Annotated in this window: 21 protein-coding genes; 13 read left to right on the forward strand and 8 right to left on the reverse strand. The window is 60.7% G+C overall.

Going from position 1 to position 21,696, the window contains the following annotated elements; genetic code table 11:
- Together P7F28_RS06315 and P7F28_RS06320 are read right to left on the reverse strand one after the other, a co-directional pair.
- The coding region (locus tag P7F28_RS06315; protein WP_277183634.1) for an amino acid ABC transporter permease at positions 1-837 on the reverse strand (837 nt) is incomplete at its 3' end.
- Positions 838-1,237: 400 nt separating this feature from the next.
- Positions 1,238-2,122, reverse strand: a complete 885-nt coding sequence (locus P7F28_RS06320) for a transporter substrate-binding domain-containing protein (RefSeq protein WP_277183635.1) — start codon at positions 2,120-2,122, stop codon at positions 1,238-1,240.
- A gap of 179 nt (positions 2,123-2,301) precedes the next feature.
- On the opposite strand from P7F28_RS06320, the gene P7F28_RS06325 reads away from it, so the two are divergent.
- The 3 genes from P7F28_RS06325 to P7F28_RS06335 all read left to right on the forward strand — a co-directional run bounded on the left by P7F28_RS06325 (position 2,302) and on the right by P7F28_RS06335 (position 5,576).
- Positions 2,302-3,744 carry an NAD(P)/FAD-dependent oxidoreductase gene (locus P7F28_RS06325; RefSeq protein ID WP_277183636.1) on the forward strand — a complete coding sequence of 481 codons (1,443 nt, stop codon included), beginning with the start codon at positions 2,302-2,304 and terminating at the stop codon, positions 3,742-3,744.
- Positions 3,745-3,746: 2 nt separating this feature from the next.
- Positions 3,747-4,790: a Gfo/Idh/MocA family protein gene (locus tag P7F28_RS06330; protein ID WP_277183637.1), complete on the forward strand. Its 1,044-nt coding sequence runs from the start codon at positions 3,747-3,749 to the stop codon at positions 4,788-4,790.
- 90 nt (positions 4,791-4,880) lie between these two features.
- Positions 4,881-5,576, forward strand: a complete 696-nt coding sequence (locus P7F28_RS06335) for a GntR family transcriptional regulator (RefSeq protein WP_277183638.1) — start codon at positions 4,881-4,883, stop codon at positions 5,574-5,576.
- A gap of 50 nt (positions 5,577-5,626) precedes the next feature.
- Here P7F28_RS06335 and P7F28_RS06340 read toward each other — a convergent pair whose 3' ends face one another.
- Positions 5,627-6,859, reverse strand: coding sequence for a D-arabinono-1,4-lactone oxidase (locus P7F28_RS06340; RefSeq protein ID WP_277183639.1), 1,233 nt, complete (start codon positions 6,857-6,859; stop codon positions 5,627-5,629).
- A gap of 372 nt (positions 6,860-7,231) precedes the next feature.
- Here P7F28_RS06340 and P7F28_RS06345 point away from each other — a divergent pair, with 372 nt between their 5' ends.
- Positions 7,232-8,176: a dihydrodipicolinate synthase family protein gene (locus P7F28_RS06345; protein WP_277183640.1), complete on the forward strand. Its 945-nt coding sequence runs from the start codon at positions 7,232-7,234 to the stop codon at positions 8,174-8,176.
- A gap of 120 nt (positions 8,177-8,296) precedes the next feature.
- On the opposite strand, the gene P7F28_RS06350 is transcribed toward P7F28_RS06345, so the two are convergent.
- Together P7F28_RS06350 and P7F28_RS06355 are read right to left on the reverse strand one after the other, a co-directional pair.
- Entirely contained in the window at positions 8,297-9,400 is a 1,104-nt protein-coding gene (locus P7F28_RS06350; RefSeq protein WP_277183641.1) for a mandelate racemase/muconate lactonizing enzyme family protein, read from the reverse strand.
- A gap of 28 nt (positions 9,401-9,428) precedes the next feature.
- A complete protein-coding gene (locus P7F28_RS06355; RefSeq protein WP_277183643.1) occupies positions 9,429-10,439 on the reverse strand; it encodes an Ldh family oxidoreductase in 1,011 nt (336 codons plus the stop codon).
- Between the two features lie 194 nt (positions 10,440-10,633).
- Between P7F28_RS06355 and P7F28_RS06360 the strand changes: the two genes are divergently transcribed.
- The 9 genes from P7F28_RS06360 (at position 10,634) to speB (ending at position 18,341) form a co-directional block, all read left to right on the forward strand.
- On the forward strand, positions 10,634-11,317 hold the full coding sequence (locus P7F28_RS06360) for a GntR family transcriptional regulator (RefSeq protein ID WP_277183644.1): 684 nt from the start codon (positions 10,634-10,636) through the stop codon (positions 11,315-11,317).
- 414 nt (positions 11,318-11,731) lie between these two features.
- Positions 11,732-12,586, forward strand: coding sequence for a transporter substrate-binding domain-containing protein (locus tag P7F28_RS06365; protein WP_277183645.1), 855 nt, complete (start codon positions 11,732-11,734; stop codon positions 12,584-12,586).
- Positions 12,587-12,593: 7 nt separating this feature from the next.
- Positions 12,594-13,256, forward strand: a complete 663-nt coding sequence (locus P7F28_RS06370; RefSeq protein WP_277183646.1) for an amino acid ABC transporter permease — start codon at positions 12,594-12,596, stop codon at positions 13,254-13,256.
- Positions 13,257-13,287: 31 nt separating this feature from the next.
- The gene (locus tag P7F28_RS06375) at positions 13,288-13,941 is read left to right on the forward strand and encodes an amino acid ABC transporter permease (RefSeq protein ID WP_277183647.1); all 654 of its coding nucleotides are present in this window, start codon (positions 13,288-13,290) and stop codon (positions 13,939-13,941) included.
- Entirely contained in the window at positions 13,938-14,747 is an 810-nt protein-coding gene (locus tag P7F28_RS06380) for an amino acid ABC transporter ATP-binding protein (RefSeq protein ID WP_277183648.1), read from the forward strand. Before P7F28_RS06375 ends, P7F28_RS06380 begins: the two co-directional genes overlap by 4 nt.
- A complete protein-coding gene (locus P7F28_RS06385) occupies positions 14,747-15,991 on the forward strand; it encodes a M20 family metallo-hydrolase (RefSeq protein WP_277183649.1) in 1,245 nt (414 codons plus the stop codon). The genes P7F28_RS06380 and P7F28_RS06385 overlap by 1 nt, the downstream gene beginning before the upstream one ends.
- A 10-nt stretch (positions 15,992-16,001) precedes the next feature.
- Positions 16,002-16,700 (forward strand): urea carboxylase-associated family protein, encoded by a 699-nt coding sequence (locus tag P7F28_RS06390; RefSeq protein WP_277183650.1) that lies wholly within the window; start codon positions 16,002-16,004, stop codon positions 16,698-16,700.
- Between the two features lie 32 nt (positions 16,701-16,732).
- A complete protein-coding gene (locus P7F28_RS06395) occupies positions 16,733-17,377 on the forward strand; it encodes a cupin domain-containing protein (RefSeq protein WP_277183651.1) in 645 nt (214 codons plus the stop codon).
- A gap of 16 nt (positions 17,378-17,393) precedes the next feature.
- Entirely contained in the window at positions 17,394-18,341 is a 948-nt protein-coding gene (speB, locus tag P7F28_RS06400) for an agmatinase (protein WP_277183652.1), read from the forward strand.
- A gap of 23 nt (positions 18,342-18,364) precedes the next feature.
- Here speB and P7F28_RS06405 read toward each other — a convergent pair whose 3' ends face one another.
- The 3 genes from P7F28_RS06405 to P7F28_RS06415 form a co-directional block, all read right to left on the reverse strand.
- Complete coding sequence (locus tag P7F28_RS06405) at positions 18,365-19,453, reverse strand: porin (protein WP_277183653.1); 1,089 nt, start codon at positions 19,451-19,453, stop codon at positions 18,365-18,367.
- Between the two features lie 63 nt (positions 19,454-19,516).
- Positions 19,517-20,236 (reverse strand): sulfite exporter TauE/SafE family protein, encoded by a 720-nt coding sequence (locus P7F28_RS06410; protein ID WP_277183654.1) that lies wholly within the window; start codon positions 20,234-20,236, stop codon positions 19,517-19,519.
- Positions 20,237-20,241: 5 nt separating this feature from the next.
- The gene (locus P7F28_RS06415) at positions 20,242-21,684 is read right to left on the reverse strand and encodes an amidohydrolase family protein (protein WP_277183655.1); all 1,443 of its coding nucleotides are present in this window, start codon (positions 21,682-21,684) and stop codon (positions 20,242-20,244) included.
- Positions 21,685-21,696 lie beyond the last annotated feature (12 nt).

Here is a 21,696-nt window from a genome sequence, read left to right on the forward strand (position 1 = left end):
GGCTTTTTTGCTTCTGGTCGCACGGCGATCGCTGCGGCCGAAGTGGCGCTCGAGCGCGTTCTGCCCGATCGACAACACCGTGGTGAGCACGAGATACCAGATCGATGCGACGATCAGCAGCGGGATGGTCTGGAAGTTGGCCGTATAGATAAGTTGCGCGGAATACAGCAGTTCCTGCATGGCGATCACGCTGACCAGCGAGGTGGTCTTGAGCATGCCGATCAACTGATTGCCGGTGGGCGGCACGATCACACGCATCGCTTGCGGCAGGATGACCCTGGTCAGCACGCGGCCACTCGACAGCCCAAGCGCCTGCGCCGCTTCGCGTTGCCCGTGAGGGACGGCGGAGAGGCCGGAACGTACGATTTCGGACATGTAAGCCCCCTCGTTGAGACCGAGGCCCAGCAGTGCAGCAACATAAACGGTGGTGACTCGGTTGGCTTCGAAAGAAGCCAACGACGGGCCGAACGGAAAGCCCAGTGTCAGCGTCGGATAGAGCGCGGACAGGTTGTACCAGAAGATCAGTTGCACCAGCAGCGGCGTGCCACGAAACACGAACACATAGCCCGATGCGACCGTGTTCAGCACCGGGTTATCGCTGATACGCATCAGCGCGACGATGGTGCCGAGCACGATGCCGATAGCCATCGCGGCGACGGTCAACCATACGGTTGTCAGCAGGCCGCTGAGGATGGACTCGTTGGTCAGATGCTGGCCGACGAGATTCCACTTGAATCGTGGATTCGTCACCATCGACGTTATCAGTCCGCCCATGATGATGATCAGGACCGCCGCGGCGGCAAGGCGGCCGTTGTGCTTGAGCGGCACTACAGTCATCGGAGTTTTATCGTGAAGTGCGTCGGTCGTATTCATCATCCTGCGTCCCCAGAACGTCGTTTCAGGGTTATCCCTGATCACTACATAAAACGGTAATCGGTTACCGGTAGCCGTGAACATCCTGACACCTAAGCTTATGAGCGTCAAGCCGCCAATAACCCGTGGCATGTTTCGTCGTCCGCGCAACGGCTCGATGCGTGGACGTGACCGGACCTTGCCCGGCGTGCGTCGGCAATCGTTGAACTAGTCGTGTGTTGGCTCGATGAATGCCGCAGGGCCGTCACGGCATCGAGATGAAACCTGGCGTCGGGAACCGCCAGTTATTTCGCGTTCTTTTCGAACGGTCCGCCCGGGAATGACCGGGCTGAACCGTATGGCGCAATCGCCCGAAACGCCCTGATCAGAAGCCGTATTTCGGCGGCGTGGCGCCTTCTCTGTAGATGCTGGCGCTCTTGGCGGCGCCATAGGCCGTGTCGTTGGCCTTGAGGATGTTCGCGTACGCGCCGCTCTGGATCAATTGGTCATACGCGGCCTTCAGTGCAATGCCGAGTTTCTCCGCATTCTTGTTGCGCGCCACGGCTGTTGCCGTCGGTCCGCCACCGATCTCGCCGGTGGCGATCAGCGCGTCGTCCAGATGCATCGCTTCCTGCGCGCCGCCGCGATTGATCAGCACGCCGTCTACGCGGCCGCTGTGCAGCGCGAGCACTGAGTTGCTGACCGACGGGAAACTGCTGACTGTGGCTGCCGCGCCAGTGCATTTCGGCGCGGACGCTTTGAGGGTTTCGAGTTCCGCCGAGCCTGCCATTGCGCCGACCGAGCGCCCGCAGATGTCCGTGAGTGCCGTCAGCTTCACCTTGCCCGACTTGAGCGACAGGAACGAGCTGTAGTCCTGCCAGTTCGTCACGAAGTCGACCACTTTCAGACGTTCGTTCGTTACATAGAACTCGCCGAACGAGATATCGAATTTGTCGGCCTGCAAGCCGGTAAGCGCGGCTGCAAAGGGAATCAAGGAGATTTCCGCCTTGAGGCCCATGACCTTGGCGACCGCGTTGGCGAGATCGACGTCCATGCCCTTCAGACTGGTGCCGTCTTTATAGGCGAGCGGCTTGCCCACGTCCGGCACGGCAATGCGCAGCACGCCAGCCTGTTTGATGTCGTCGGGCAGCAGCGCGGCGACTTTATCCGCCTTTTGAACCTCTGCCTGAGCCTGTGCGAGCGGAAGCATGAGCGCGCCGGTCAGTACCGCAGTGAGCGCGCGCAAAACGAAACGTCGGGGTTGGGCCATCTGGGAACTCCTCTTTCGTGTGGTCTGTAGGTGAACGGCATCGGCAATTTTGGTAGTCAGTTGACAATGACGACTGACGGGTAATACATTACCGCTTACCGATCAAGCAGACAAGCAGATCAAAAATAGGTTCGGGCAAACCCCGATTCTCTCACTCACCGGACTGGCGAAAGGATCACATGGACACGGCAAACAAGCACTCGACGGACTACGACGTCGTCATCATCGGCGGTGGGCCCTCGGGCATTTCCGCTTCATGGGAACTTCGCGACCGGAAGATTCTCGTGCTCGAAAAATCGCATCGCATGGGCGGACGTCTGTATTCGCACACACGCGGCGATTACTGGATGAACCTCGGCGGGCACCTGTTTCCGGCGGCCGGATCGCATATGCGCAATATCCTGCATTCGATCGGTCTCGAGGTCATCAAGATTCCGGGCAACAAGTTCGCGATTCAATGGGGCGGCAAGGTCTACGCGCCCACGGCCGTTTCCGCCCTGCCGCTGACCCTGCCGATGTCGCTCGGCGAACGCATTGCGATGATGCGTGTCGGTCTGCGCATCCTGAAGGCCGTGAAGGGCTGGCAGACGGAAATGCAGCCGGTCTACGGCGAGAACCCGCAGCGTCGTCGGGCACGCGTAGCGCGCTATCTCTCGCATCTGTCGTTCCGTCAATTCCTCGGCAAACTGCCCAAACGAGTCGATGCGCTGTTCCAGTCCGCGAGCCGTCGCGCTGCCGCCGAGATGGAAGATCAGAACGCGGGCGTGGGCGTGTCGCTATTCGGCGCGGTATGGGCCGGCAAGGGCGATTCGATGGCGCTCAACCTGAACGGCGGTTCGGGACGACTGGGCGAAGTCATGATGGAACTAATGGGCGATCGCGTGCAGTATCACGCAACGGTGAAGTCGGTGAAGAAGGTCGGCAATCGCGTCAACGTCATTTATGAAGTGGACGGCGAGACGCGCACCGTGACGGCAGCTCAGGTAATCGTTGGGATTCCTGCCAATCAGGCGGCGCAGATCGTGCAGGACATTCCGGAAGATGTGCGCGCGGTGCTCAAGGGCGTGCAGTATGGCCCCTTCCCGACGATGGGCATCATCACGGACGAACCCGGTCCTATGCCTTACGATGACATCTACGCCATCACTACGCCGGATGCATCGTTCGATATGTTCTTCAACCACGCCAATCCGCTGCGCACCAGCGGCCCGCGCAAACCGGGCGGCAGCCTGATGGTCTATTCGGGCGGCGAACCTGCTCGCCAGTTGCTCAGGCATACCGACGAAGAGATCCGCGATATCTATCTCGCCGACATCTACAAGATGTATCCGCAACTGAAGGGGCATATCAAGGAAACCATCGTGCAGCGCTGGGAACCGGGCAACACCTACCGTCCTGCTAACTTCAACTTCGATCCGATGCTGACCTATTGCGAACGCACCGACGTCGATATCCACTTCGCCGGCGACTACTTCGCGGAAATCGGCAATATGGAAATCGCGACGGGTTCGGCGCACGAGGCTGCCAAGCAGGCACGGGCACGTTTGATGAGCCGCGAAAAAAGCGTGAATGCGCCGCGCGAAAATGCGCAGCGTGATCTCGACAAAACGGCAGCGGTCTGACGATGCCGGGCACAATCCAGCGTTTCGGTCTGATCGGCGCGGGCGTTGCGGCAGAGACGCACGCGCGGGAGCTTGCGCGTGTCGGCGGCGCCAGCCTGGTGGCCGTATGGGCGCGCAATGAGCAGGCAGCGGCGCGGTTCGCCGATGCCCATGCGGTGCCGCGCCACTACGCCGACCTCGCCGCATTTCTTGCCGATGCTGAAATCGATATCGTCATTATCAGTACGCCGAACGGTACACATCTGGAATATGCCGAAGCGGCAGCGCGTGCCGGCAAGCATGTGATCGTCGAGAAGCCGCTGGAGATCAACGCGACGCGTGCCGCCGCGATCGTCGCTGCGTGCGCGGCGGCCGGGCGGCGCTTGTTCGTGATTTACCAGCGGCGATATTCGCAAGCCGTGCTGCGGACTATCGACGACCTCAAAAGCGGCAGGCTCGGCCAGATCGTGCTTGTGAATGTCGTCGACAATCAGTTCAGGGCGCGACAGTACTACCAGAACGCGGCATGGCGCGGCACGCACGACCAGGAGGGCGGCGGCTGCGTTATCACGCAATCGACGCATATGATCGATCTCGCGCAGTTCATTCTCGGCCCGATTACTTCGGTCTACGCCCGCACGAAGACGGCGTATCACGATATCGATACCGAAGACGTGGCCGCTGCGGTATTCGAGTTCGCCAGCGGCACGCTAGGCACCTTCACCTCTTCCACTGCCGCGTATCCAGGCCAGCGCCATCTGCTGACCATTTCGGGCACGGAAGGGTCGGTCATTCTGAACGGCGAGCATGACCAACTCATCTTCCGTCGTTCGATGCACGACGATCAGGCCACCGACGTCCCCGAGCACTTCAGCTTCGCCGATCCCGCCGATCCACGCGACTACCCCACGTTCGGCCAACGCGTGCAGCTCGAGCGAATTGTCGCGGCGCTGAACGACGCCACGACGGCCGCCGGACAGGAAGACATTCTGTTATCCGTCCGCGTAATCGATGCGATCTATGAATCGGCGAGAACGGGACTTCCGGTGAAAATCGCCGCGCAATAGTGGTTGACGACTGAAATTTACCGCGCACTGGCAGCGCAAGGAGCGAGAGTGTATTATATGTCACCGCTAGCATTTCACCTCGGTGCACCCATGGAGAACGTACTACAGCAAGTCAATCTGCGTGATCAGGCATTGGCTGTCCTGAAATACCGGCTTATCTCGGGCGATCTGGCTCCAGGCGAAATCTACTCTGCGGCGGCGCTTGCCGCGGAACTCGGGGTATCGAATAGTCCGGTGCGCGAAGCCATGCTCACGCTGGTCAACGAAGGTCTGATGGAAACGGTCAAGAACCGTGGCTTCCGCGTGGTTCCGCTGCGAAACGAAGAGCGCCGGAACATCTACGAGCTGCGCAAACTGATCGAAGTTCCGTCGATGGCGAAGCTCGCCACCATGAAGGACGAAGTCAACGCGCATCGCGACCGATTCGAACAACTGGTGGCCGACATCATCAAGGCGGCGCAGGAGAAGAATGTGGTCGCGTTTGTGGAGGCGGACAGAAATTTCCATATCGGTCTGCTTGCTTTGCTCGGCAACGAACAACTTACGACCATCGTCGATAATTTGCGCAACCAGACCCGGCGATACGGTCTTAAAGTGCTGTCGAGCCAGGAAGGCGAACTCGTCAAATCTGCCGAGGGACATAAACTGCTGCTCGACGCCATTCTGTCCGGCGACAAAAAGCTGGTGACCAAGGTGATGACCGATCATCTCAGTCCGCTGGCTGGCGACGACATGACCGAAGGCGTGTCCACGCTTACGGCGGAACCGTCCCGCAAGCGCGCCTGAAAACGCGACGGCGCCCGCGCGGCGCGCCGTCGCACATCTTTTCCCTTCCTTCACGCGAAAATATCGGACAAGTACGGGTTGAGAAACAGCCCGTGCGGGTCCATCTCGCGTCGTACTTTAATGAAGCGATCGAGATGCGGATACACCGCTTCCGCACGCACCCGATCCATGAAATTCACCTTGCCCCAGTGCGGTCGCGGCGCGAATGGGCTGAGCGCTGCATCGACTGCTCTGAGAAATGGCCAATAGTCCCGACCAATTTCACCCGATACCGACAACGACGTGCTGTCACGCTCGCTCTGCGGTGAGATCAGCGCGTGGTCGCCCTTCTGCCAGCGCACCTGAAACGGTGAGACTGCATCGGTGAAGGTGTTCAGCATCAGATGGCGCACAGCCTCCACAGCGTCGCGCGCGTGATTCGAGCCGACCATATACTCCAGCTCGTGAAATTCGGCATCGGTCGTGCCATCCGGATACATGCGATACGCGCGGCCCGTCCGGCGCATCGGTTCATCGGACTCCACCACCGACGGTCCCGCCGGAATCTTGTGCAGCAACTTCACGAAGCAATGATCCTTCGGCGTGGGCGGCAGCTTGTACATCTCGTGCGAACGCTCGGCGGGCATCCACCAGAACGAAAAGTGATGATGATCGGCGAGCAGTTCGTCCCAGCGCTCGCTGACTTCGGACCACGGCATCACCACCAGTTCTTCGCGCAGATAATAGGCTGGCACGACTTTGAGTCCCACGCGTAGCACAGGTCCGAGCAGTCCGAGCGATACCTGCCCTGCCTTGAGCCATTCCGGCGTGCTTTCGTCGATGTCGACCACTTCGCCCCGTCCGTTGAGGATACGCAAGCGGTTCACCGTCGCCGACATCGAACCATATTCGATGCCCGAGCCTTTGGTGCCCGTGGCGATCGCGCCGGCGACTGACTGAGCGTCGATATCGCCTTGATTGGCAATCGACACGCCCGCCGCCCACAACGGCTCTCCCACAGACGAAAGACGCGAGCCGCCCGCGACCACGGCTTCGAGCGTATCTGCATCGACCGAAAAGACCCGCTCTGTGCCGGAGAGATCGAAGAGGCTGCCTGCCGTTTCAACGATCGGACTGAACGAATGGCCGCCACCGACCACGCGCAGAGGATTTCCGGCGAGGATATCGCGCCGCATCAGTTCGATCGCTTCGTCTTCGCTGCGCGGCTTGCTGATGTTCGTGGGACTGAAGGTCTGATTCTTTCCCCAGTTGGTCCACTGACTGGTGCCGGTTCGTTCCGTCAACTGTCCGCTCCTTTCGAAATTTCACTCCGCCATCGCGGAACACACATGACTTGTTATCGATTACCGGTAACAGTACACGGTATCGCCATGTTGTGCAACGGTGGAAATTGAGGCTTGAGCAAATTTCCTTGCCGCAGTTTGTATGCAATTTACTGGATCGGCTTTTGCGGGAAACGGGCAGGTTTTGCCGAAAATGGCTGTGGATAAAGCTTTTTCACCGCGTTCGACCAGTCTTCGTCGCGCTGATCATTGAACGAAGAAAATTAGTTTTGTATAAAATATTCACCTGAGTTAGGATTCTCCGTGTGGCCCGAAGGCATCGATTGCCCTGACAACAGCCGCCCAACCGACAAACGAACATCGAAGGAAACCATGAGCGACAACATCTTTACGGGCACCATTCCGGCCCTTATGACGCCGTGCACCGCCGAGCGCACGCCCGACTACGACGCACTCGTCGCCAAGGGCCGCGAACTGATCGGCCTCGGCATGAGCGCCGTCGTCTATTGCGGTTCGATGGGCGACTGGCCTTTGCTCAGCGAAGCGCAGCGTCAAGAAGGGGTGGCGCGGCTGGTTGCGGCGGGCATTCCGACTATCGTTGGGACTGGCGCGGTGAACTCGAAAGAAGCGGTGTCGCATGCGGCGCACGCGGCGAAGGTTGGCGCGGGCGGTTTGATGGTGATTCCGCGCGTGCTGTCGCGGGGTTCATCGGCGACCGCGCAGAAAGCGCACTTCTCCGCCATTCTCGAAGCTGCGCCGAATCTGCCGGCCGTGATCTATAACAGTCCTTACTATGGCTTCGCCACGCGTGCCGATCTGTTTTTCGAACTGCGCGCGAAGTATCCGAATCTGATCGGCTTCAAGGAATTCGGCGGCGCCGCCGATATGCGCTATGCAGCCGAGCACATCACCAGTCAGGACGATCAGGTGACGCTGATGGCCGGCGTCGATACGCAGGTGTTCCACGGCTTCGTGAATTGCGGCGCAACGGGCGCGATTACCGGGATCGGCAACGCACTGCCGCGTGAAGTGCTGCAACTGGTCGCGCTGTGCAACAAGGCCGCTAAAGGCGATGTCACCGCACGTCGTCAGGCACGCGAACTCGAATCGGCGCTGCATGTGTTGTCGTCGTTCGATGAAGGCACGGACCTCGTCCTGTACTACAAATACCTGATGGTGCTCAACGGCGACAAGGAATACACGCTGCACTTCAACGAAACCGATGTGCTTACGGAAGCTCAGCGCCGCTACGCCGAAACGCAGTACACGCTGTTCCGTAATTGGTATGCGCAGTGGTCGAAGGAAGTCAGCGCGTAATCCAGCCTCAGGTAGCGCCTGATGAAGCGGTCAGCGAAAGCTGGCCGTTTTCGTTTAACGAACAGGCATAAAAAAAGGAGCAATGTTGATCGCTCCTTTCGTATAACTGACTATCGTAGGTTACGCCACTGAAAACAGCGGCTTGCCCAGCCTGGATTCATCCACCTCGATACCCAGTCCCGCCCCCTTAGGCGCCGAACCAAAGCCATTCTCGGACCGCGGTGCATACCCGGCCAGATGACCGTCGGTCCAGTCGTTGAAGAACGGCGTCATCAGCAACGATTCCGACCGCGTGGTGGCGGCAACATGACTGGTTGCCGCCGTGATGATGTCGCCGCCCCACATGTCCTCAACCGACACGGCCAGATTAAGGTCCTGGAGCAGATCGCGCGCCTTGACGACATTCGTCAGGCCGCCGAGCTTGCCGAACTTGAGGTTGATCGACACCGCGTTCGCTTCGTACTTGGCGCGATACACCTCGTCGTGACTGGTGATCGACTCGTCCAGCACCAGCGGCACCGACGATCCCCGCGCCGCCAGTATGCAGTCAATGGTCGAGCGGCACGGCTGCTCCACATAGACGGGCAGTCCCGCCATGCCCTGAAACGCGATTTTCGCGGCAGCCAGCGACCAACCGCCGTTCGAGTCCGCAACGATCACTGTTTCGTTGTTGCCCGCCTTCACGCTGGCACGCGTGCGCGCGATATCGTCGAAAGGATTGTTGCCTACCTTCAACTGGAAACGATTGATGCCCGCTTTGCGGCGCTCCTGAATAAATTCGCCCATCGACTCGGGCAATCCGAGCGGCACCGCTTCGTACACAGGAAAGCGTTCGTTCACCACACCCCCGATCAACGCGGAAATGGGGCGATTCAGCGACTTGCCGAAAATATCCCAGCACGCGATGTCGATGGCGCTCTTGGCGAATTCCTGTCCCATCAGCGTGGCATTCATGGTGCGGTTGATCTGACCGAGATTGGTCGGATCGCGGCCGATCAGCGCCTCGCCCAAATCGCGCAATGCGGTGCGAATGCCCTCTGGAAACACCGGCAGATAGACTTTGCCGAGCGTCGTGATTTCACCCCATCCGCTGATCCCTTCATCCGTGCGAATACGCACCACGGTGCCGTCTTCGGTGTTCGCCTTGCGATCGCCGGACATGATGTAGGTGCCGTGCGCATAGCCCACCACGTACGAGTAAATATCGAATCCAACAATTTTCATAAGGTATCCTTCGGATGATGAAAGGCTTTCAGAGCGCGCAGATTTCCTTGTAGAGCGCCTCGTCGAGATGTACTCCTTCCCTGAAGCTTCTGGCTCGCGCGGCGAACCTTCTCTGCGAGGGCAACCTTGCGCCCTGACCGACGATTCGCTGCAACAAGACCTCCGCCCGCGCGCGATTCGCTTCCAGAGCTGCTCCACTAAAACGCTCAGGCGAAAACGCAATGATCAACTCGCCATGAAACGGCGTGATGCGTGCGCCGCCATCGTGTTCGAGGGATTCGAAACTCATCAGATCGCCCAGCAACGGACCCGCAAGCAGTTCGATCATGGCGGACAGCGCCGAGCCTTTATACGAGCCGAACGGCAGCATTGCGCCTTGCAGCGCCTCGTGAGGATCGTTGGTCGGATCACCGTTGCGATCGATCGCCCAGCCGTCGGGAAGCGGTTGTTGGTTCCGCAGCGCCAGCTCGACCTCCCCGCGCGCCGCAACGCTGGTCGCGAAGTCGAATACGAACGGCGCCTTGCCCGGACGCGGCCACGCAAAAGCGAACGGGTTGGTGCCGAACAACGGCTGCTTGCCTCCCGCCGGCGCGACATAAGCATGGCTGGGTGTCATGGCGATCGCTGCCACGCCCTGCTCGGCAAGCGCTTCGACTTCCTGCCAGAGCGCGGAGAAGTGATAACAGTTGTTGATCGACAAGGCCGCCATGCCGGACTCTCTGGCCTTGAGCACGAGAACCGGCGTCGCCTGATTGAAGGCCACTTGCGAGAACGCCGACCTGGCATCGACACGAACAATCGACGGCGCAACGTCCAGCAAAGCGGGCATGGCATTGCCTGAAACCTTGCCGGAGCGCAGGCCCTTCACACACACCAGCAAACGATACAGACCGTGCGAATGACACTCGTCGTGCTGGCCCGCAACGACCGAGCGTGCAACTGCGTCCGCATGTAGCGCCGACATTCCGTTACGCACCAGAACGTCGGAGGCAAGTTCGTAAGCGGCTCGGATGGTGAGATTGACGGTTGCGGGCGGCATGGATTCAGTCGGCGTTGCGGTTGGTATCCGGTTATCGATTACATTTTATACTTTACTCATCTCGCGTCAATTGAAACAAAACGGGGCCGACCCTTGCTGCGCCAAAGGACGGATTCATGACACTGATATAATTTATACAAAACCTTGGGCGTATCGTTCGCCCTCTGCATCGTGTTCCGAGAGGCATCCCTGCAATGAATTCCACGGTCACAGCGTCGCGCTTTTCGGCCATCACGGTCGCGGAGCGGGCGGCTGACGAATTGCGCCGCAAGATCATGTCCGGCGAACTGCCTGAAGGCTTTCAGCTCAGGCAGGATGCGCTCGCGGCCGAATTCGGCATTAGCCGCATTCCGGTGCGCGAAGCGCTGGTGCAACTCGAAGGCGAGGGGCTAGTGCGGATCGTCCCGCACAAGGGCGCGGTGGTGTCCGAATTGTCCGTCGATGAAATCAGTGAGTTGTTCATGTTGCGCGGACTGCTGGAACCGCTGCTGCTGAAAAAGTCCGCACCGAAACTGACGCCGGCCGACTTCACGGAACTCGACGCAATCCTTGCGGAATATCGGCAAGAACTGCATGCGCAGCATCAGAGCCGCTGGGGCGAGTTGAACACGCGGTTGCACGACGTCCTGCTGTCGCGCGCCGACCAGCCGCGCACGATGGCAATCGTCATGAGCCTGCTGCAACAGACCGATCGCTATACGCGTTTGCAGTTGTCACTCAGCACGCAAAGCTGTCAGCGTGCCGAAGAGGAACACGGTGAACTCGTGCGATTGTGCAAGGAAGGGGATGTGCGAGCGGCAGCCGGGCTATTGAAGAAACATATCGAACACGCGTGCAAGGAACTGGAGCTGTTCATCTTGTCGCGCAGGCGTCTTTAGGATCGCCTGGATTATTGATTAATGCCGCGAGTCGGTTAGCAGAAAGTCCAACGAATGCGATTCTCGGATGCAACAAGTCCTGCGGCAGGAATCTCGCTTTAGTTGGACCGAACGAGGCTATCGTCCTATGTCCGGCCAATCACAATCCGCCCATTCGCATCGTGCCGATTCACCGGCGCGCTGATCGGCGCGTCGTCTTCGTCTGACTCCAAATCGGTGCATCGCCGTGCGCGGCGGTGCATGCGCGTCTGCTCTCTTCCCCTGTTTCGGTGCACGCCGTATCGCACGGTCCCTTGCCAGCGCTGTGGATCAAGGCCTCGCACGCTGGCCTGCTTCATGCTTATTGAACTTCATTCACGTTACTTGAATTTAATTCTGATAACTTTCACAATGGTTCAACTGCCAGGGAGCGTCATGAACACACTGCTTCGCACATTGCTGATTGCACTGACCGGTGCGGTCGCGCTCAACGCCGCCACGCCTTCGTTTGCGCACGCGGACGATCTGCTCGGCCGCATCAAGTCCAACAAGGAAATCACCATTGCGACCGAAGCGCGTTACGCGCCCTTCGAATACGTGGACAACGGCAAGATCGTAGGCTATGACGCCGACCTGATGGCGTATGTGCTGAAGTCGCTGCCGGACGTGAAGGTCAAGCAACTCGATCTGCCGTTTCAGGGCCTGCTGCCCGGTCTCGATGCGAAGCGCTTCGACGTGGTCGTGACCGCCGTCACCGTCAACAAGGATCGCGCCGATCACTTCGCCTTCACCTTACCCGTCGCCGATGCCACCACCGGTGTGCTGACGCGCGCGAACGACGCATCGATCAAAGGGCCGAACGACCTGAACGGCAAGGTGGTCGGCTCGCAAACCGGCTCCGCACAATTGCAGGCCCTGATGGCGCTGGACAAGAAACTGAAGGACGCAGGCGGCCCCGGCATCAAACAGATCAAGCAGTACGTTGCGTTCGACGAAGCCTATGCCGATCTGGCCGTAGGCCGGCTCGATGCCGTGGCGCAGTCGGTCGCCAATCTCGGGCCGCTGCTGAAGTCGCGTCCGGGCGTGTTTGCGGTGCTGCCGCAGACCATCGGGCCGAAGAGCTACTTTGCGTGGGTCGCGCGCAAGGACGCCGACAGCGCCGCGCTGCTCAAGCTGTTCAGCGACGGCATTGCGAAGGCGAACAGCGACGGCACCATGAAGAAGCTTCAGGAGAAATGGTTCGGTTCGACCATGGACGTGCCGACCACGCTTCCCGCACCGTCGATCTGACGCGTTCATGAACGCTCCCGATCTGCTCACGCGCTGCACGGGCTATCTGCCGCCATTGCTCGACGGCGCGCTGACCACGCTCGTGATTTCGGCAGTGGCCGTGGGCTGCGGCTTCTTCGTCGGCGTGTTTGTGTACACGATGTCGGTCAGCCAGAGCCGTCTCATGCGCGGCACGGCGCGTGTCTACGTCAGCGTATTGCGCGGCACGCCGGTGCTCGCGCAACTGCTGGTGTTCTACTACGTGCCGTCCGCGCTCGGTCTTGAATTGCCGGGGCTGGCTGCGGCGGTGATCGGGTTGTCGCTCAATACCGGTGCGTATCAGTCGCAGATTCTCGGCGCGGGATTCCGGTCCATCGCGCCGGGACAAATCGAAGCGGCATCGACATTCAATCTCACGCGTCGGCAGACCTTGTGGCATATCGAAGTGCCGCAAGTCGTGCGCGCGACGCTGCCTGCGCTGGTCTCCGAAATGATCGATATCGTCAAGGCATCGGCGGTGGTGTCGGTGATTTCCGTGACGGATCTGATGCGCGTGGGGCAGCAGCTTTCCTCATCGACGTACCGGCCGCTGGAAGTGTATGCGCTGGCGGCGGTGTTTTATCTGGCGATCACGTCGCTACTTGCGGGCGCGGGGCACGTGTACGCGCAGCGTGCGGCGCGGCGTCCCTGAGGTATCCATAAGGTATCCATAAGATATCGGTATGAACACTGTCATTGCACTCATTCCGCGTTTTATCGAAGCGATGGGCGTGACGCTCGAGGTCAGCGTGCTCGCCGCGATCGTCGGCATGATTGCGGGGTTCGCGCTCAACGCGATCCGTCTCGCGCTCGGCCGCCCGTTCGCGCTCGTCTATGGCGCATTCGTCTGGCTGGTGCGTGGCACGCCCTACTTGTCTCAGCTCGTGATCGTTTATTTCCGACTGCCGGTAATCGGCCTGACCTTGTCCGCGATCGAAGCAACCATTCTTTCGCTCGCGCTTTATTCGAGCGCCTATTTTGCCGAACTGTTTCGCGCTGCGTGGGGCAGTGTGCCGCGCGGTCAGCTCGAAGCCGCCGCCGCGTTCGGCGTGAGCCGGCGCGCGGCGTTTCGCGCCATCGAATTGCCGCAAGCGCTTGCGTTCGCCGCGCCGCTGATCGCCAATCAGACCATTCTCGTCATCAAGGAAAGCGCGGTGGCATCCATCATCACCGTGCCCGAACTGACCATGACCGCGAGCGATATCGTTGCGTCGAGCTACACGTATATCGGTCCTTATGCGTTGTTGATTGCGTGCTACTGGCTGCTCACGCAGGCGGTGTCGCTGATGGCGCAGATGGCGGCATCCCGCATTTCGTTTTTGAAGAAGACATCATGAGCGCCCTTCCGATTATCCAGCTCCGCGCCGTCGGCAAATCGTACGGTGAAAACCGCGTGCTCAAGGGCATCGATCTCGACGTCATGCGCGGCGAGATCGTCACGTTGATCGGGCCGTCGGGTTCGGGCAAGACCACGGCACTGCGCTGCATGAATTTTCTCGAAGCGTACGACGAAGGCGAAGTGTGGATCAAAGGCCAGTTGCTGGGCTACCGCTCGGCGGGCCGCACGGCGAGGGATCGCGACAGCGAAGCCAGCATCGCCGAGGTGCGCCGCCCTATTTCGATGGTCTTTCAGCAATTCAATCTCTGGCCGCATATGACCGCGCTCGACAACGTGGCCACGCCGCTGGTGCTCGCCAAGAAGATGAGCAAGCGCGAAGCGCGCGAGAAAGCACTCGCGGCGCTCAGGCGCGTGGGCCTCGAACACAAGGTCGGCGCTTATCCCGCGCGATTGAGCGGCGGACAGCAACAGCGCGTGGGCATCGCGCGGGCGCTGGCGATCGAACCCGAAGTGATCCTGCTCGATGAACCCACCTCCGCGCTCGATCCCGAACTCGTCGAAGAAGTGCTCAACGTGATCCGCTCGCTCGCGCAGGAAGGCATGACGATGGTCATGGTCACGCACGAAATGAGCTTCGCCGCGAAGATTTCCGACAAGGTCGTGTTCATGGAAGCGGGAAAGATCGTTGAAGCGGGACCGCCCGCGCAATTGTTCGGCAACACCCGCACGCCGCGCCTTCAGCAGTTTTTGAAGCCATGGCTCGAACGAAGCCTGAATTTCACGGGCGAGGGAGTCGTATCGTGATGGATAAGGACATCGCAAAACAAGTTGCGGAACGCGTGAATGCGGCGCGTCTGCTCGAATCCGTCGATGCACTCGCCGCCTTCGGCGCGCGTGACGATGGCGGCGTAAATCGCCCGGCGCTCGGCGAACGCGATATCGAAGCGCGGCGCTTTCTGATCGAACGTGCGCGTGCGCTCGGATGCAGTGTGAGCGTGGATGCGTGCGCGAATCTGTTCTTTCGCCGCGCAGGCGATGCGTCGCTTGCGCCCGTGATGAGCGGCAGTCATATCGATACGCAACCCACCGGCGGCAAACTCGATGGCTGTTATGGCGTGCTCGCGGGCTTTGAAGTGCTCGCCGCATTGAACGATGCCAACATACGCACGCGCCGCCCGCTCGAGATCGCGATCTGGACCAACGAAGAAGGCACGCGCTTTTCTCCCGGCGCAATGGGTTCGAGCGCGTTCGTGGAGCCTTCACGTATGACGCGTTATGCAGATGTGCGCGATGCCGACGGCATCACGTTGAGCGCGGCGCTCGAAACGCATCGTCAAGCGTTTCCATCGCTCGCGAAACGCGATTCGAAAGACGCCGCACATGCTTTCGTCGAGCTTCATATCGAACAAGGTCCACAGCTTGAAAACGCGAATGTCCCGCTCGCTGTCGTCAGCGGCATTCAGGGCGTGCGCTGGTACGCGTTCCATGTGAAAGGCACCGCCGCCCACGCCGGCACCACGCCAATGCCGCTGCGCCGCGATGCCATGACGCTTGCCATTTCACTTCATCAGGAAATCGAATCAATTGCGCGCGAGCTGGGACAAGCGGACACGCGCGTGACATTCGGCCGCTGGAACATCGAACCGAACTCGATCAATACGATTCCTTCATCGGTGACCTTCACCGTCGATTTCCGCCATCCTGATCCGCACGTGCTCGCCGCTTTCGACGAACACGCGAACGCGATTGCACAGCGTCATAACGTACGCATCGAAGCGATGTTTTCGCATGCGCCAGTCGCCTTCGATACAACCGTGCTGTCACGTATCCAGGCAGCTTGTCACGCACTCGATGCCCGATCGCTGCCGCTGACATCAGGCGCATTTCACGACGCCATGTACCTCGCGCAGCATTGCCCGACCGGCATGATCTTTGTCCCGAGCCGCGACGGTATCAGCCATAACCCGGCCGAAGCTACGGACGCCGAACATCTCGTGCTCGGCGCACGCGTACTCGCCCATTGCCTCACCACACTCTGCAACGACTGAAGGAACCGATATGAACGTCCCCGCAAGCACTCACGTCCACGCCGATGACAACGGCCAGGAAACCGGCGTCAACGCCACGCTGAACGAACCCATTTCGCCGGACGGCACGCCCGAAATCGGCACTACGTACACGGTCCCCGCGCGCTGCGGCCGCGCCGTGCGCGTCAAAGCCGGCCAGACCATCCGCATTGCAAATCCGCACGGCACGCAAGTGTGCGATACGTGGATCTTCAACGCACAACATCTGAACGAGTTCCTCTCGTTCGAACATACGCGCGCGTTTATCGACAAGGTGATTCCGCAACCCGGCGATCCGCTGGTGACCAATCAGCGCCGCCCGATCGCCCATCTCGTCACGGATACTTCGCCCGGCGTGCACGACACGCTGATCGCCGCGTGCGATTTGTATCGCTATCGCAATCTCGGCGTCGAGCATTATCACGACAACTGCGCCGACAATCTGCGCCTCGCGCTGAAAGCGATTGGCCTGCGTACGCGCGAAGTGCCGCAGCCGTTCAATCTGTGGATGAATATTCCCGTCAAACCGGACTATTCGATCGACTGGCTGCCGCCCGTCTCGAAGGCCGGCGACCATGTGGATATCAAGGCGGTGATGGATTGCGTCGTCGTGATGTCGGCGTGCCCGCAAGATATCATTCCCATCAACGCACTGAACCCGCTTGAAGTCGAGTTCACGGTACTCGCGTAATCGCGCTTTTTATCCATAGACGGAATTCATACGTGGCCACCAAACGACCTGCTCCGCGCAAAGCCGACCCTGCCAGTGCCATCCCATCCGCCGCCGATGGACTCGGCACGCGCCTGCGGCACGCACGCCTGGTCCGTCATATGACGCTCAAGGCGCTCGCGGAATCGGCCGGATGTTCGGAGAGTCTGTTGTCCAAGGTCGAAGGCCGTCACGCCACGCCGTCGCTGGCCATGCTGCACAAGCTCGCCATCGCACTCGATACCAACATCGCGGCGCTGCTGTCGGCGCCCGCGATGACGGCGTCACCCGTACAGCGCGCGAGCGACCGGCCTTCGGTACGCTTTCCCGGCGTGCGCGCTTCGACGACCGGAAAGAGCAAACGCGCCGAAGGCTCCATCACGCTCGAACGTCTGGTCGTGCCCAGTCCGGGACAATTGCTTCAGGGCGATATCCATGTTCTCGAACCGCTGGCGCGCAGTGACGAGCAGATTCATCACATTGGCGAGGAGCTGGGTTATGTGCTCGAAGGCCAACTGGAACTGACGCTCGGCGCGCAGAGTTATTCGCTGCAAGCGGGCGATTCGTTCTATTTTCCGAGCACGGAACCGCACAGCTATCGCAATCCGGGCGATACGGTGACGCGCATTTTATGGGTCAACACGCCGCCGACGTTCTGATCGACAGGTTTCCATCATGACCAGCACCGATCTTTCGCAGATGCAATTGCCCCGTTTCGCGGGCATTCCCACTTTCATGCGCGTGCCGTTCGAACGCGACCTCGCGGCGCTCGATATCGCGCTGGCGGGCGTGCCGTTCGACGGCGGCGTGACCGCGCGGCCCGGCGCGCGCTTCGGTCCGCGCGAAATCCGCAATATGTCGACGATGATGCGCGCGATCCATCACGTCACGCGTTTCAATCCGTTCGAAGCGTGCCGCGTGGCCGATATCGGCGATGTGCCCTTCGATCATCTCTACGATCTCGAAGCGGCGCATGGCGATATCAAACGTTTCTTCGAGCCGGTATTTCAAGCGGGAAAGATCGCGTTGATCGCGGGCGGCGATCATTCGATCACCTATCCAATTTTTCAGGCGATCGCGCCGAAACAGCCGCTGGCGCTCGTCCATATCGATGCCCATACCGATACATGGGACGCGTTCAAGGGCTCCAAATTCACGCACGGCGCGCCATTCAGACGCGCGGTGGAAGCCGGTCTGCTCGACCCGAGGCGTACGATCCAGATCGGCATTCGAGGCGCGCAGAATACCGATGAAGGCTGGCGTTATTCGCTCGATCACGGCATGCGCGTGGTCTTTATCGAAGAGTTCGAAGCGCGTGGGCCGGCGGCGATTGCGGAGGAAGCACGCAAGATCGTCGGCGATGCGCCGGTGTATCTATCGCTCGATGTGGACGGGCTCGATCCGGTGTTCACGCCGGGCACGGGTACGCCGGAAATCGGCGGACTGACGACGCGCGAAACGCTGGCCTTGTTGCGTGGACTCGATGGACTCGATTGGGTGGGCGGCGATGTGGTCGAAGTCTCGCCGCCCTACGATCCGAGTGGAAATACAGCGCTGGTTGCCGCAACCCTGATGTACGAGATGCTGTGCCTGTTCGCAGCGCGCCTGCATCGGCGAGACTAGACGACGCGTTCGTGTTTCACTGATCAAAACAAATGATGAACCCCCGCCAAAATAACCATCTGCCGATTCGTCGATGAAGGCCCGATCCCCAGCGTGCTCGCCACCGCGCCCGACGATGCCTGTTCCACCATCACATCGGCATAAAGCTGCGTAAGTTTGGACAGCGAATAAACGTTCGCGATCGTCGCCTGCGTCCATCGCTTGCCGGCGAGCGTCGTCGTCCACGCGCCCGCGCCGATCATATACGCCGGCGTCACCTGAAAATTCGCGCCGCCGTCGATGCTGCGCGCCGTACTCGCCCGTCCGCCCTGTTCTATCCGCACCTGTGTCACCAGCGCATGCAGTTGCACCGGCCCGATCTGCGCGCTCGCGCCGATCCCCGCATTGCGCACGCTATCCGCCACGAGCGGCGCGGCAGCGCTCAACGGCACGCCTTGGAAGCTCGTCAGCCCGAACGCATTCGCCAGATTCAACGCGCGGTTCCGATACTCCGAATACGCCGCCGCAAAGTTGAACGGCCCGACGCCATACGTCGCGCCGAGGCTGAACGTGCGCCCCGTCGTGCTGCTCGACTGATTGGTGAATCCATACATCGCGCCGAGCGTGACGCCTGCGATCGTGCGGCTGCGAAACTTGATCGTGTTCGATAACTCCACCGGCACCGTATTGCCCAATCCATCGATATTGCCCGGATGGAACGCGGAGAAATCGCCGAGCGTTTGCGCGGTCGATAACGGCCCGAGCATCTCGAAGTGAAAGTCGGTTTGCCGTCCGAGCGTAATCGTGCCGATGCGCTCATCGCTCAAGCCAACATACGCTTGCCGATTGAACAGCGTACCCACGCTGGCCATTGCACCGTTGATCGTCGAAAAGCCGGATTCGAGCTTGAACACGCTCTTCAATCCGCCGCCGAGATCTTCGACGCCCGTCAGTCCCCAGCGATCCGCCTGAAACGTGCCCTGCTGCGCAATGAACGCATGCGCGCCGCGCAGATTGGACACGTAGCCGACGCCTGCATCGAGGCTGCCGTACAGCGTGACGCTGCTCTGCGCATGCGCGTGCGATGCCGCAAACAGCATCGAAAGGACGAGCGCGATCCGACTCTTCTTCATGAGGGTCTCACATTCAAGTAAGGGAGGAGCGCCGGCGCGTTATTAAGGACGCCGACGCGTATTTCAGGACGCCAGCGTCTGATACAGAATGGCCGCGCCCGATACGATGGCGAACGCCATCACGCTGATGCGCAACACGCGCGCATTGAGACGCTGATGCACGTGCTGACTGACGAACGCGCCGATGATCACTGGCGGCACCAGACACAGCGCCGATACGAACTTCGCGCCGGTGATCGTGCCGGTCACGCTCAGCATCACCAGCGACAATGCCTCGCCGATGGCAAAGCACAGCGCGATGGTCGAGCGCAACGCGGGCGCACGGTAATGCTGGAAAACCATCGCCAGCGCCGGTCCGCCGATACCCGTCGCCGTTTCGGTGATGCCCGTCACCGCGCCCGCCGCCATCAGCGCATTGCGGCCCGGCATAAAGCTCGGCGCGCACAAAGTGGCGACCGCCGCCGCAATCGTCGATGCACCGATAAACACGTTCAGGTCATGCGCCGAGATCCGCGTGATGATCCACACGCCCGCCACCGCGCCCGCCGTGCGCCCGACCGTGATCCACAGCGTGCCCTTCGAATCAAGCGCGGGACGCTCGCGCCAGGCGAGATAGACATTGAGCGGCAACATCAGAATCAGCAGCGACACCGGCAGCAGTTGCGGTTCGATCAGGCCGATCACGGGCGCGCAGATCAGCGCGAAACCGACGCCCACCGCGCCTTGAATGAACGCGGCCACCGCAACGGTCACGGCGAGAAAACAAAACACAGTCAAAGTCACGGAACTTACTCCACAGTCGGAACGGGTGTTTGAATACCGCTTTCCGTTCGATCCATTCCATCCATTCGATACGACGGTGCCGCATGCACACGCTGAATCGGTGCGCGGGCGACGACTTCGCGGGCGGTGGCATCGACTTCGCGGAGGAATGCGCGCGCGTCCCAGTCGGTCGGCCAGCCTTGCCACAAACGCAGTTTTCCCGCGACGAATACGGCGTCGATCTGGCTGCGGTTGGCGAGCCGCACCAGTTCCCACGACAAGTCCCACGAAGGCCGCATCTCCGGCACATCGAGATCGATCAGCAGAAAATCCGCCGCTTTGCCCGTTGCAATTTCGCCGATGCGTGCATCGAGCCGCAGCACGTCCGCGCCGCCACGCAGCGCGCGATCGATCCACAATTCGCCCGCGCCGCAGGACGAATCGCCGGTGGCGAGGCCGTAGGCGAAACGTTGCGCGGTTTCGGCTGCATCGATCAGGCGGAAGGCGTCGCTGCGCGTGCCGTCGGTGCCGAGCCCGAAGCGGATGCCGAGCGCGGCCATCTGCAAAGCCGGCGCGACGGCGTTGCCCTTCCACGAACTCGCGACCGGGTTGTAGCTGACGGCCGCACCGGTGCGCGCCAGCAGATTCAGTTCCGATGGCGTCACCAGCGTCGCATGCGCGATCAAGGTCTGCGGCCCGAGCGCGCCCGCGAAATGCAGATGCTCGATTGGCCGCATCTTGCGCTTGACGATCGAGCGCTCGACCGCCGCGAGATGTTCGTTCGCATGCGTCTGAAAGACCGCGCCTGCATCGGCGCATAACGCGGATGCGGTTTGCAGCATGCCATCGGAACCTGCTTCGGGCACCGAAATAGCCAGCGACGGATGCACCAGCGCATGCCCTTCCCAACGCGACAAATGTTGCTGCGCACGCAGCACGATAGCGGCGCGCGCGCGTGAATCGATATCGTCGGCGAGGTCGTTGCAGATGAGGCCGAGCACGCAACGCACGCCCGCTTCTTGCGTGGCCGTCGCGATCGCCGAGGCATCGCCGCTGGCGCGCGTGCCGGCATCGCAGACGGTGGTGAAACCGCCGCGCAAGGCTTCGAGCGCCGCGAGCTTGGCCGACAGATACACGCGCTGCTCATCGAGACAGGTTTCCATCGGCACCCAGATGCGCCGATAGATCTCCGAAGGCTCGCCGAACGCCAGCGCCTTGCCGAACGATTGCGTCAGATGATGGTGAGCGTCGATAAATCCCGGCATCACGAGCTTGTCGGGCAGCGCGACCGGCGCGAGATGCGGATGACGCGCGATCACGTCATCGGCGGGACCGACATCGGAGAATTGTCCGTTCGATACGACCACGGCGTGATCGGCCTGCGGGCCATCCGCGAGCAGGACGAAGGCGGGCAACAGCAGCATTGCATCGGCTTTAAATGCGGCGGGAATATGGGTCGGGTTGTTCATGTCGGTGTAGTC

This window comes from Caballeronia sp. BR00000012568055 (assembly GCF_029439455.1).
Classification (GTDB): Bacteria; Pseudomonadota; Gammaproteobacteria; order Burkholderiales; family Burkholderiaceae; genus Caballeronia.

What these genes read in the sequence shown, in the direction of transcription:
- P7F28_RS06320 (WP_277183635.1), bottom strand. Translation starts at nt 2,122, where the DNA reads ATGGCCCAACCCCGACGTTTCGTTTTGCGCGCGCTCACTGCGGTACTG.
- P7F28_RS06325 (WP_277183636.1), top strand. Translation starts at nt 2,302, where the DNA reads ATGGACACGGCAAACAAGCACTCGACGGACTACGACGTCGTCATCATC.
- P7F28_RS06330 (WP_277183637.1), top strand. Translation starts at nt 3,747, where the DNA reads ATGCCGGGCACAATCCAGCGTTTCGGTCTGATCGGCGCGGGCGTTGCG.
- P7F28_RS06335 (WP_277183638.1), top strand. Translation starts at nt 4,881, where the DNA reads ATGGAGAACGTACTACAGCAAGTCAATCTGCGTGATCAGGCATTGGCT.
- P7F28_RS06345 (WP_277183640.1), top strand. Translation starts at nt 7,232, where the DNA reads ATGAGCGACAACATCTTTACGGGCACCATTCCGGCCCTTATGACGCCG.
- P7F28_RS06350 (WP_277183641.1), bottom strand. Translation starts at nt 9,400, where the DNA reads ATGAAAATTGTTGGATTCGATATTTACTCGTACGTGGTGGGCTATGCG.
- P7F28_RS06355 (WP_277183643.1), bottom strand. Translation starts at nt 10,439, where the DNA reads ATGCCGCCCGCAACCGTCAATCTCACCATCCGAGCCGCTTACGAACTT.
- P7F28_RS06360 (WP_277183644.1), top strand. Translation starts at nt 10,634, where the DNA reads ATGAATTCCACGGTCACAGCGTCGCGCTTTTCGGCCATCACGGTCGCG.
- P7F28_RS06365 (WP_277183645.1), top strand. Translation starts at nt 11,732, where the DNA reads ATGAACACACTGCTTCGCACATTGCTGATTGCACTGACCGGTGCGGTC.
- P7F28_RS06370 (WP_277183646.1), top strand. Translation starts at nt 12,594, where the DNA reads ATGAACGCTCCCGATCTGCTCACGCGCTGCACGGGCTATCTGCCGCCA.
- P7F28_RS06375 (WP_277183647.1), top strand. Translation starts at nt 13,288, where the DNA reads ATGAACACTGTCATTGCACTCATTCCGCGTTTTATCGAAGCGATGGGC.
- P7F28_RS06380 (WP_277183648.1), top strand. Translation starts at nt 13,938, where the DNA reads ATGAGCGCCCTTCCGATTATCCAGCTCCGCGCCGTCGGCAAATCGTAC.
- P7F28_RS06385 (WP_277183649.1), top strand. Translation starts at nt 14,747, where the DNA reads ATGGATAAGGACATCGCAAAACAAGTTGCGGAACGCGTGAATGCGGCG.
- P7F28_RS06390 (WP_277183650.1), top strand. Translation starts at nt 16,002, where the DNA reads ATGAACGTCCCCGCAAGCACTCACGTCCACGCCGATGACAACGGCCAG.
- speB (WP_277183652.1), top strand. Translation starts at nt 17,394, where the DNA reads ATGACCAGCACCGATCTTTCGCAGATGCAATTGCCCCGTTTCGCGGGC.
- P7F28_RS06405 (WP_277183653.1), bottom strand. Translation starts at nt 19,453, where the DNA reads ATGAAGAAGAGTCGGATCGCGCTCGTCCTTTCGATGCTGTTTGCGGCA.
- P7F28_RS06415 (WP_277183655.1), bottom strand. Translation starts at nt 21,684, where the DNA reads ATGAACAACCCGACCCATATTCCCGCCGCATTTAAAGCCGATGCAATG.